Source organism: Streptomyces sp. SID13726 (assembly GCF_010548375.1).
In the GTDB taxonomy this organism is placed as follows: Bacteria; Actinomycetota; Actinomycetes; order Streptomycetales; family Streptomycetaceae; genus Streptomyces.
In genome coordinates this window covers 1-442 of the sequence record NZ_JAAGLY010000449.1, presented here as the reverse complement: position 1 = coordinate 442, position 442 = coordinate 1, and the positions used below count along the sequence as shown (strand labels likewise).

General features: G+C 73.3%; 1 protein-coding gene. It reads left to right on the top strand.

Annotated elements, in window-relative coordinates:
• Positions 1–152: 152 nt before the first annotated feature.
• Positions 153–442 (top strand): DUF4436 family protein (locus G3I78_RS48530; protein WP_239158487.1); only part of this gene is annotated, 290 nt, incomplete at its 3' end.

The window sequence follows — 442 nt, the reverse complement described above, 5'->3', positions numbered from 1 at the left end:
TTCGCGATGATCAGCAACCTGTCCACCGCCTCCCGGCGCGGCCTGGACTACGGGCGCCAGCCGTCGCCACCGACACGCGCGCCCGGATGCGGAGGATCGTCAGCCCCGTCGAGGAGGATCGCACCACGGCCGCCTCACCCGTCGGAGTCACCATGGCCCCACCCTCGTACCCGCCTCGCCAAGGACGCCCCCGGGCCTCGCTCCTGCCGGTCCTGCTTCCCCTCGCGATCCTGATCGTGGTGGCGGTGGCCGTGGGGTCGTGGCTGCAGTTCGCCGAACGGGAGGCGATCGACACGGTCCACACGGCCGGGTCCTCGGCTCCCGACAGGGTGGACGTCGAGGCCACCGTGCAACGCGTCGACGCCGCGGCCAGAGAGCTGCTGCTGCGGGTCCGGGTCACCCCGCTCGGGACCCTCGGCGAGGAGGAGGAGAGCGCCCCGGT